This is a genomic window from Streptantibioticus cattleyicolor NRRL 8057 = DSM 46488, assembly GCF_000240165.1.
In the GTDB taxonomy this organism is placed as follows: Bacteria; Actinomycetota; Actinomycetes; order Streptomycetales; family Streptomycetaceae; genus Streptantibioticus; species Streptantibioticus cattleyicolor.
In genome coordinates this window covers 3794090-3804663 of record NC_017586.1, presented here as the reverse complement: position 1 = coordinate 3804663, position 10574 = coordinate 3794090, and the positions used below count along the sequence as shown (strand labels likewise).

Genomic DNA, 10574 nt, shown 5'->3' with positions numbered 1-10574 from the left:
GGGGTCTCTTCCTGGTTCCACGTTCAACCGGTTGGCAGGAATGTCAGATCGAGCCGCGCCGAGCGGCCCGCGGGCCGGTCGGTCAGGGAGGGCCGGGGAAGCGCCCAGATGCGCTTCCGGTGGTACACCGGCGGCGGCAGCGGCTGCCGGACGGACGCGGCGGACCCCGTCCCGGCGGTGCCGCGCGCCACGATCAGATGGGCGTTGGTCCCGCCGAAGCCGAACGAGCTGACCGCGGCCCGCTCCAGCGCCGGCCCGGCGGTGAGGTCCGTCAGCTCGGTGACGGGGCGGAACGGCGACTCGGGGAAGGCGAACCGCGGGTTGGGCCGCGCGCAGTGCAGCGTCGGCGGGATCTGCTGGTGGCGCAGGGTGAGCACCACCTTCATCAGCCCGGCGACCCCGGCCGCGCTCAGCAGGTGGCCGATGTTGGACTTCACGCTGCCCACCCCGCAGAACCCGCGCTCGGCGGTGTGCCGGGCGTACGCCGCGGTGAGCGCCTGGAGTTCGATCGGGTCGCCGATCATCGTGCCGGTGCCGTGCGTCTCGACGTAGCCGATGCCGCGCGGGTCGATCCGGGCGGCGTCCAGCGCCCGCTGGATCAGCTCCCGCTGGGCGCGGGCGCTGGGCGTGGTGTACCCCATCGTGCGGCCGTCGTTGTTGACCGCGGACGATTCGATGACGGCGAGAATCCGGTCGCCGTCGCGTTCGGCGTCGGCGAGCCGCTTGAGCACCAGCACCCCGGCGCCCTCGCCGGGCACGAAGCCGTCGGCGGCCTCGTCGAAGGTACGGCAGCGTCCGGTGGGCGACAGCGCCTTGCCCTGGCTCAGCAGCAGGTACGGCTCCTCGTCCAGCAGCAGGTCCACCCCGCCGGCCAGCGCCATCTCCGACTCGCCCAGCGCCAGGCTCTGGCACGCCAGGTGGACGCCGACCAGGGAGGACGAACAGGCGCTGTCCACCACGAGGTTGGGGCCGGTCAGGTCGAAGTGGTGGGAGACGTGGGCGGCCACGAAGTTCTGGCCCAGCCCGACGATGGCCTCCCGGGGCAGCGGGCGCAGGTACTCGCGGTAGTTGGCGGTCCGGGTGCCCAGGTAGACCCCGACCCGGCGGCCCTTGACCTCCTCGGTCCGGTAGCCGGCGTCGAGCAGCGCCTCGGCGGTCACCTCCAGCGCCTTGCGCACCAGCGGGTCCAGGTGGCGCGCGGTCTCCCCGTCGAAGCCGAAGTACGCCGGGTCGAAGTCGGCCGCGTCCTCGATGAACCCGCCCCACTTGCTGATGCTGCGCCCCGGCTGCGGTACGGGCGAGTAGAGCGCGGCGGCGTCCCAGCGGTCCGGCGGCACCTCGGTGACGTGGTCCTCGCCGCGTACCAGGGCGCGCCAGAACGCGTCCGGCGAGGCGGCGCCGGGGAAGCGGCACCCCATGCCGATGACGGCGACGGGCACCGGGCCGCCGGGGACCGCCGGCGCGGCGGCCGGGACCGCCGCCGGCGCCGCCACCGGGGCGGACGCGGCCCCCTCGGGCGCCAGCTCGGCCGCCAGCTCGCCGATGGTCGGGTGCTCCTGGAGCAGCGTGGGGTCCACCGGGCGGCCGAGGTCGGCCTCCAGCTCCCGCACCAGTTCCGCCATGAGCAGCGAGTCCACGCCGAGGTCGGCGAAGGAGACGTCGGCGGCCAGCTGGTCGGCGGTGGTGCGCAGGGTGCGGGCGAAGACCCGGGTGATCCGGCCGACGTCGGGTACGGCGGCGGGGGGCGCTTCGGTACGGGGCCGTGGCGGCACCGGCGCGGCGGCGGGCGGCAGCGGGGAACGGGAGAGTTCGGCCAGGTCGACCGCGTCCGGCTCGATCCGGCACGGCAGCATCACCGGGTGGCCGCCGATCCGCAGCGCGTCGTCGAGCAGCCGCAGCGCGCCGTCCACCGGCAGCTCCGGGATGCCGAGCCCGGCCACCGCCTCGCCGCGGTCCCGGCCCAGCCCGGTGTCGCGCCACACCGGCCACTGGAGGGAACGCACCCGGTGGCCGCCGTCCGTGTCGTGGACGGCGGCGAAGTCGTCCAGGTAGGCGTTGGCCGCCGCGTAGTCCGCGTAGGAGGCGCCCAGCCGGGGCACCGCGGCGGAGACCGAGGAGAAGAGCACCAGGTCCAGCGGCGGCTGGTCCGCCAGCGCCGCCCACAGCGTGCGGACCCCGCGCACCTTGGCGTCGAGCACCCGCCGCACCTCGTCGGCCGGCTTGGCCAGCAGCGAGCGGCTGTCGGCCATCGCCCCGGCGCAGTGGAAGACCGCGGTGAGCGCTCCGCCCCGCTCCGCCGCGCCGGTCAGCAGCCGGCGCAGCGAGGGCGCGTCGCTCAGCGCGTGGGCGCGTACCTCCAACGAGGCTCCGGCCGCGTCGAGTCGGGCCAGGGCCGCCAGGCGCCGCCGCAGCCGGGGCTCGGTGGCCGGGTCGGCGGCGAGCGCCGCCCACCTGGCGCGGGCGGGCAGCCGGGTGCGGCCGAGCAGCAGCAGATGGCGGGCGCCGCGGCGGTGGAGTTCGGTGGCGAGCGCCAGGCCGATCTCCCCGGTGCCGCCGGTGATCACCACGGTGCCCGCGGCGATGGCGTCCAGCCCGCCGGTGGCGGTGCCGGGTGCGGCGGTCTCCTCGGCGGTCAGGAGGTCCAGCGCCGCGTACTCGCGCGTCCCGGCGCGGTGGCGTACCCGGGGCCGGCGGTCGTCGGCGGCGAGTTCGGCGGCGGCCACCGCGGCGAGCCGGTCCGCCCGGTCCGGGCCGAAGTCGACCTCGACCGTCCGGGCGCGCACCGTGCGCAGTTCGGCGGGGAGCGCCCGGTACAGCCCCGCGGCCTCGCCGGGCACCGTCCCCCGGGTGATCCGCAGCACGGTCAGCGAGGGCAGCCGGTGGCCGGCGAGCACCTGGCGCAGCAGCGGGAAGCGGAGCCGGAAGGTGTCGGCGGCCGGGGCGCCGGCCGGCCACCAGTCGGCCAGGTCGACCACCGCGGCCAGGCGTTCCCCGGCGGCGAGCCCGCCGTGCGCGGCCAGGACGGTCTCCAGCGCCTCCGGTCCGCCGGGGATCCGGTCGGCGCGCACCACCAGCGCCCGGCACCCGGGCACCCCGGCGAAGAGCCGGTCCGCCGCCGCCTCGGACGCCTCGTTGACCAGGACCAGGTAGGCCCCGGGCTCCGGCGCGGCGGTCTGCGGCACGGCCGACGGACGCCACCTCGGCACCACGAACGCCTCCCGCGCCCCGCCGCCGGTGCCCCGCTCCCCCACCCAGTGCCGGTCGCGGCGGAACGGGTACGTGGGCAGCGACACCGGACGCGGGCGCCGCCCTGGCCACAGCGCGGCCCACTCCACCTCGCCGCCGGCCGCCCACCGCCGGGCCACCTCGCCGAGGCCGCCGTCGTCCGCCGGTTCCCCGGCCGATCCGTCCAGGAACGCCCGCAGCCGCTCCCGCAGCCCGGCCACCGAACCGGCGACCACCGCGAGGCGTTCGGCCATCGCCGCCCGCCCGGTCTGCAAGGTGTACGCGATCTCCGGCAGCGACGGGGCCGGCTCGTCCGCCAGGAACTCCAGCAGCGCGCGCACCGCGTCCCGCAGCGCACCGGCGTCCCGCGCGGACAGCGGCACCACGCACGGCCCGTCCGCCGCCCCGGCCCACGCCGCCGGCTCCTCGGTGAACTCCTCCAGCACCACATGGGCGTTGGTGCCGCCCATGCCGAACGAGCTGACGCCGGCCCGGCGCGGCAGCGGACGTCCCGACGCGTCGGTCAGCCGCGGCCACGGGGCCGTCTCGCGCTGGACGCGCAGCGGGGTGCCGTCCAGCCGGATCATCGGGTTGAGCCGGTCGACGTTGCGGGTGGCCGGGAGCACCCCGTGGCCCATCGCCAGCAGCACCTTGATCATCCCGGCCAGGCCGGCCGCCGCCTCCAGGTGGCCGATGTTGGTCTTGACCGACCCCAGCGCGCAGCCGGCCCCGTCCGGCAGCGGCGTGTCGCGCTCCCGGTACAGCTCGGTGAAGGCGGCGGTGATCCCGGCGACCTCGATCGGGTCGCCGAGCCGGGTGCCGGTGCCGTGCGCCTCCAGGTAGCCCACGGTCGCCGGATCGATCCCGGCCGAGCGGTAGGCCCGCTTGAGCAGTTCGGCCTGGGCGTCGGCGTTGGGCGCGGTCAGCGACTGGGCCTGGCCGCCGTGGTTGACGGCCACGCCCTTGATCACCGCGTGGACCCGGTCGCCGTCGGCGCGGGCCTTGCTCAGCGGCTTGAGCACCAGCGCGCAGACCCCTTCGGCGCGCGCGTAGCCGTCGGCGCTCTCGTCGAACGTCTTGCACCGGCCGTCCGGGCTGAGCGCCCCGGTCCTGGCGTACGCCTGGTGCTGGCCGGGGTCGCAGATCACGTTGACGCCGCCGACCAGCGCCTGCTCGCAGCCGCCCGACCGCAGCGCGTTCACCGCCTGCTCCACCGCCACCAGCGAGGAGGAGCACATGGTGTCCACCGCCACGCTGGCGCCGTGGAAGCCGAACGCGTAGCTGACCCGGTTGGCGACCACCGACGGCGAGGTGGCGACCGCCCGGTGCGGCTCGGTGCCGGTGAGCCGGTCGCGCAGTACGGCGGCGTAGTCGCTGTGGCAGACGCCGACGAACACCCCGGTGCGGCTGCCGCGCAACGCGGTCACGTCGTGCCCGGCGTCCTCGAACGCCTCCCAGGCCACCTCCAGGAAGAGCCGCTGCTGGGGGTCGATCAGCTCGGCCTCCCGCCGGGAGATCCGGAAGAAGGCGTGGTCGAAGCGGCGGATGTCGCGCAGGAAGCCGCCGCGCTGCACGGGGGCGTCCGGCAGCCGGCGCTGCGCCTCGGTGTCCCAGCGGTCGGCCGGCACCTCCCCGACCGTCTCCCGCCCCTCGGCGAGGACCCGCCACAGCTCGGCCACCGAGTCGGCGCCCGGGAAGCGGCCGGCCATGCCGATCACGGCGATCGCTTCGGCGTCGTCCCCGGCGTCCTCAACTGCCGGGCGGGGCGCGGCGGGTGGCGTCCCCGGGGCCGGGCGGCCGGCCACCACCCGCGCGATGTCGGCGAGCGTGAACGCCTGGAAGAGCCGGGACGGGTCCACCTCACGCTCCAGCCGTTCGGCGGCCTGCTGGGCGAAGGCGGTCAGGGAGAAGCTGTCCAGCCCGAGGGTGCGCAGGTCGGTGCCGTGGTCGAGCCGGTCGCGCGGCACGCCGAGCGCGTCGGCCATGACGGGGGCCAGCGCCTCCGCGAGCGCCGCGTCGGCCGCCGGGTCCGCGTCGTCCTCCGCCCGTGGTGCCTCCGGTGCCGGACGGGGCGCGGGCGCCGGGGCCGCGGTGCCGGTGTCCCGGTCCAGTGCCGCGCCGGCCAGCGCCGCCGCGACCGCCGGGTCGGTGACCTCCTTGACGGTGCGGACCCGGGCCAGCGGGGCGCCGTCGGACTCGCGCAGCAGCGTCGCCGTGAGCCGCAGCCGGGTGCCCTCGGCCCGCGCGGCGTCCAGCCGGAAGACCACCGCGTCGTCGGGGCCGCAGTTGCCGAGGTAGACCACGTCCCGCTCGGCGGTGGCGGCGGCCCTGGCCCACTCCGCGGTGCCCTCGGCCACGCCCGCGGCGGCCAGCGCGCGCCGCAGGTGGAGGCGTTCGCAGTGGTCGTGGATGTGCGGGTAGGAGGCGAAGTACAGCAGCCCGGCGCCGTTGAGGTCGTAGTAGGGGTTGAGCCGGTAGGTGTGGGTGAACAGCGGCTCGCCGCCGCCGGGTCCGCCGTCGCCGTCCGGCAGCGGACGGGCCGGGTCCGCCCGCCGGGCCGCCATGAACTCCCGGTGGAATTCGGCCTGTCCGGCGTCGGCCGCCGGCACCGCCGTCCCCTCGGGGGCCGCCGGGCGGACCGGCACCAGCGCCCCGGCGGCGGCCGGCTTGGCGAAGACCGTCATCAGCCGGGCGGTGAGCACCGCGCCGCCGCTCCGGCACTCCACGTCGCTGACGTAGGCGCCGTCGTCCACCCGGGCCAGCTCACCGGCCAGCCGGAGCCGGTCGCCCTCGCGGAACGCGCTCAGCGGCTGCCCGGCGGACACCCGGATACGGACGAACACCGGCAGCGCCCGGTCGCCGGACGGATCCGTCAGCTCCGTCACCGGGCGCCCGAAGTGCTCGGCCAGCAATTCCCAGTGGAAATCGCCGATTTCCTTGAAGAGCCAATTCTCGGAGAGCCCGCCGACCGCCATCTGCGGCAACGCCAGGCGCACTTCCCGGAATCCCATGAACGTCCCCTTCAGGCATCACCCTGGCCACCGTGCGGAGGCGGTGTTTCCAGCCGTTACCCCGCGCCGTATTCGACCAGAGGGCCGGCGCCGGACGGGACCCCTACCGCCCCTTGTTGCCCCCGCGCCGAGGGCGTCGCCCACCCCGGTAGGGGCCGGCCGCCACCCGTACCCCGGGGGCCGGTGCCGCGTCGGCCGGGGTTCACCCCGTCGCGGCGCCCGGCACGGCGCCTCGCGGCGTCGCCGGACCGACCGAGCAGGCCCCGGGGGTTCCCCCGCGGGGCAGGGGACGAGGCCGATCCGGCGCCTCGCGACGCACCGCGCCGGACGCCGCTCCTCACCGGGCAAGCCCTGGCCGACGCGGCACTTGCGGGAAGAGCGGCCCGGTCAGCAGCGTGGCGCGCACCCCGGCCGGGCGGAACGCCACCGCGACGGCGCCCACCGCCTCGGCCGGCGGCTCCAGATGGGTCAGGTACCAGGTGCGGCCGGCCGCGGCGACCGGGGCGGCAGCGGCGGCCCCCAGCGGCACCCGGAACGAGTCCAGCGGGGTGGCGAGCCCGGTGCCGGCCGCCTTGACCACGGCCTCCTTGCGGGTCCAGCAGCGCTGGACGGCGGCGGCCCGGGCGTCCGGCGGCAGGGCGTCGAGCTCGCGCCGCTCCTCGGGGTGGAAGTGGCCGGCCACCGCGGGCCCGGCCAGGTCCGCCCGGAACCCCTCCACGTCCACCCCGACCGGCCCGGCGGCCAGGGCCAGCAGCGCCAGCTCCGCGCAATGCGAGAGGTTGAATTCCAAACCAATTCCCGCCGGAGGCCCGGCCACCACCGGCTTCCCGTACCGCCCGGCACCGAACCGGAACTCGTCCGGACGAGCCGGGACGTACCAGGACAACACCCGGCGCACAAAAGCGTGGCTGATCACGAACTGCCGCCGGTGCCGGGCGAAGACGAAAGAATCGGCTCGTTTCCGCTCCTCGTCCGAAAGCACCGTGTAGAGCGCATCGGGATCGTCCTGCCATGAGTTCAGGCGAACCGCCCACACCCGCACCTCGCCGGCGCCCGGCCACCGTCCGGCGACCTCCGCGGCCACCGACCGGTCCACCCGGCGCACCGCCCACGGCACCCCCGGAAATCCCGGCGGATTCCCCGGGGACCGCCCCTCCGCGACACCGTCCGGTACCGCCTCCGCGATCTTCCCGGCACGGCCGCCGGGGTTTTGCAAATCGGCACCCATCGGGTCATTGCACACCGCACCCGCCACCCCGGGTACCCCTATGTTCGCCCACCGCGGATAGGGGGCCGCCGGGGTTGGCCGCCACCCCGCACGACCTCGCCGGACGGCTCCCGACGGCACTCCGTTCCGCGCATCGGCGTCATATACACCATGATTCGCGTCACTTCGCCGCGGGAACGACTCTCCACTAGGGTGGGAATCAGTCACTCAGAGGGGTGGGGGCGGGCCGCGACGGCCGTCCTCGCAGATGACGACGGTGGACCGGGCACGATCGGTTCCGGGGACGTCCTGCCGCCACCACCGCCTCGGCACAGGGGAACGGGGAGCTTCAGGTGCTATTCGACCGTGACGCCGCGATATCCCGATTGAACACCATGCTCACGGAATGCGCGAAGCACGAAGGAAGCGTTGCGGTCATTCGCGGCAGTACGGCCACCGGAAAGACGGAACTCCTGCACGCGTTGGGCGAATCGGCCGCGAACAACGGCTTCCGGGTGCTGAACGCCCTCGCCGGACCCATGGAGCGGTCTTTCCCCTACGCACTCCTGGAACAGATTTTTCCCGACCTCGGCCCGCTCGCCCCGCCGGCCGCCGGGAACTTCTCCGCCGATTCCGCCCCGGAAACCCCGGACGAACACCCGGTGGTACCGCCCAGCGTTCTGCGCCACGTTCACCGGACCGCCACCGAACTGGCCGCCCGGCAGCCGCTGTTCATCGGCATCGACGACGTCCACCACGCCGACCCGGCCTCGCTGCAGTGCCTGCTCTACCTCATCCGGCGCTTCCGTTCCTCGGCCATCGCCCTGGCGGTCACCGACAACCTGCACGACCCGGGCGGACGCACCTTCTTCGGCGAGCTCCAGTACCAGCCGCGCATCCTGCGCGTCATGCTGGGCGTGCTCAGCCCCGCGGGCGTCGCCGGGATGGTCGCCCAGGCCCTGGGCGCCAAGGCCGCCGACCGGTTCGCCGGCGAGTTCAACGCGGTCAGCGGCGGCAACCCGCTGCTGCTGCGCGCGCTGCTCAACGACACCCTGGCGCACGACGACGCCCCCGGCTTCCCCCGCCCGCACCCCGCCGACGCCTTCCAGCACGCCGCGCTCGCCTGCGTACGCCGCAGCGGCCCGGACAGCGTGCGGGTGGCGCACGGCGTCGCCCTGCTCGACCGGGCCACCCCGGTGCCGCTCCTGAGCGACCTGGTCGGGGTCGGCCCGCGCACCACCGAGGAGGTGCTGCGGCTGCTCACCGACTCCGGCCTGCTGGACGACGGCCGCTTCCGCCACCCCGCGCTGCGCACCGCCGTCCTGCACGACCTGCCCCGGGCCACCGCCAACGAACTGCGCAGCCACGCCGCCCGGTTGCTGCGCACCAGCGGCGCACCGGCCACGGCGGTCGCCGAACACCTCCTGGAATGCGGCCCGTTGCGCGAACCGTGGGAGGCCCCGCTGCTGCGCGCCGCCGCCGACCAGTACCTCGGCGACGGCAAGGCCGTCCTCGCGGCCGGCTGCCTGGAACTGGCCAGCCGCTGCGGCTCCGACGACGACCAGCAGCGCCTGGCCGACCTGTCCGCCGCCGCCAACATCACCTGGCGGCTCGACCCCAAGGCCACCGCGCTCCAGCTGGAATCACTGGCCACCGCGGCCCGCGAGGGCACCCTGCCCTCGGTGATGATGCTCCGGCTGATCCGCACCTTCCTGTGGTGGGGGCTGGAGGAGGAGGCGGTCTCCGGCACCGGCCGGCTGCCCGCCGAGGACGCCGACCCCGAGTACCCGGGCGAACTGCTCACCACCTGGCTGCGGCTGGCCACCACCTACCCCGGCGCCCTGGCCCGGATGTCCGGCCCGCTCGGCCCCAACCCGCCGGTGCCGGTGCCCCCCGTCGCCCCCACCGACACCCTCCATCTGCACGCCGGCCGCGCCCTGTACACGGCGCTGCGCGGCGGCGACGCCGACGCCGTCGTCACCGGCGCCGAGCACGTCCTCCAGCGGGTCCGGCTCAGCGAGCAGTCCCTCGAACTGCCGATGTCGGCGCTGCACGCGCTGGTCTACCTCGACCGGCTGGACGCCGCCGAGACCGGGCTCGACCGGCTGCTCACCCAGTCCGGCAAGCACCACACCCCGGCCTGGGACGCGCTGTTCACCTCCACCCAGGCGCTGATCGGGCTGCGCCGCGGGGACCTGCCGGGCGCGCTGCGCCAGGCCCGCGACGCGCTCACCCTGATGCCCACCCACGGCTGGGGCGTGGGCGTGGCGCTGCCGCTGGCCACGCTGATCGAGACGTACACCGCGATGGGCCGCCACGACGCCGCGGCCGAGGTGATCGAGCAGCCGCTGCCGGAGGGCACCGGCCGCACCCGGTTCGGGCTCCACCACCGCTACGCCCGCGGACTGCACCACCTCGCCGTGGAGCAGTACCAGTCGGCGCTGGCCTGCTTCCTGTCCTGCGGCGAGGACATGACGGCCTGGCGGGTGGACTGCCCCGGGCTGGTGCCGTGGCGCTCCGGGGCCGCCGAGGTGTGGCTGCGGTTCGGCAAGCCGGAGCGGGCGGTGGCGCTGCTCACCGAGGAGCTGGCCCGTACCGGCGCCGCGGCCTGGCGCACCCGGGCCGCGGCGCTGCGGCTGCTGGCCGCCGCCCGCCCGTCCGACCGGCGGCCACGGCAGCTGTCCGAGGCGCTGACCGCCGCCCGGACCGCCGGCGACCGTTACACCATGACCCGCGTCCTGGCCGACCTCGGCCACACCCAGCAGCAGCTCGGCAACGGCACCGAGGCCCGGCAACTCATCCGGCGGGCCTGGCGGCTCGCCCAGGAATGCGGCGCCGAGCAGATCCAGCGCTCCCTGCTGCCCGCCTCCGCCCGCCCGGCCCCGACCCTCCCCACCGACCAGGACGCCGACCCCCTCACCGACGCCGAACGCCGCGTCGCCTCGCTGGCCGCCCAGGGGTTCACCAACCGCGAGGTGGCCGCCAAGCTCTTCATCACGGTGAGCACCGTCGAACAGCACCTGACCCGCGTCTACCGCAAGTTCCGCATCAAACACCGCGAACAACTCCCCACCAGCCTCGGCCTCGACGTGGCCCGGCAGGCGTGACCGTCCGGGTGGCCGGGCGCCAAT

Annotated in this window: 3 protein-coding genes; 1 reads left to right on the top strand and 2 read right to left on the bottom strand. The window is 75.9% G+C overall.

Annotation, left to right across the window (positions count from 1 at the left end):
* Positions 1 to 23 precede the first annotated feature (23 nt).
* Positions 24 to 6236 (bottom strand): beta-ketoacyl synthase N-terminal-like domain-containing protein, encoded by a 6213-nt coding sequence (locus tag SCATT_RS16890; protein WP_014144297.1) that lies wholly within the window; start codon positions 6234 to 6236, stop codon positions 24 to 26.
* Positions 6237 to 6573: 337 nt separating this feature from the next.
* Positions 6574 to 7353, bottom strand: coding sequence for a 4'-phosphopantetheinyl transferase family protein (locus SCATT_RS16885; RefSeq protein WP_014144296.1), 780 nt, complete (start codon positions 7351 to 7353; stop codon positions 6574 to 6576).
* A gap of 443 nt (positions 7354 to 7796) precedes the next feature.
* Here SCATT_RS16885 and SCATT_RS16880 point away from each other — a divergent pair, with 443 nt between their 5' ends.
* Entirely contained in the window at positions 7797 to 10550 is a 2754-nt protein-coding gene (locus SCATT_RS16880; protein WP_265736688.1) for an AAA family ATPase, read from the top strand.
* The last annotated feature ends 24 nt before the right edge of the window (positions 10551 to 10574 follow it).

What these genes read in the sequence shown, in the direction of transcription:
- SCATT_RS16890 (WP_014144297.1), bottom strand. Translation starts at nt 6,236, where the DNA reads ATGGGATTCCGGGAAGTGCGCCTGGCGTTGCCGCAGATGGCGGTCGGC.